Origin of the sequence: Neisseria sp. P0009.S008, assembly GCF_051958615.1 — a bacterium.
Lineage (GTDB): Bacteria > Pseudomonadota > Gammaproteobacteria > Burkholderiales > Neisseriaceae > Neisseria > Neisseria subflava.
On record NZ_JBQCVG010000098.1, the window covers coordinates 1 to 239 of the forward strand.

Genomic DNA, 239 nt, shown 5'->3' on the forward strand with positions numbered 1-239 from the left:
TTTTGATACGCCTCAACCGGTGCCGGTCTTTTCGAAAAGGTTGGTTTTTTGCTGGCAAACAAATTGTACGCGACCGTATAGGGCGTCTTCTGAACCCATCAACCAACAACGCTAATAAAAACGACCGCCCGATCCTTTGGACTCTTTGAAGATACCGAAACCAAAAACTTCTTAAGCAAGCAAGGATGCGGCACGTATGAAATCTTAATCTTACAACAGGCTTACTCGTACACCATATT

General features: G+C 43.9%; 1 pseudogene. It reads right to left on the reverse strand.

The window, feature by feature from the left end:
- Positions 1-15 precede the first annotated feature (15 nt).
- A pseudogene (locus ACTHSQ_RS11435) lies at positions 16-204 on the reverse strand (replication initiation factor domain-containing protein); the annotation flags it as partial.
- Between the last annotated feature and the right edge of the window lie 35 nt (positions 205-239).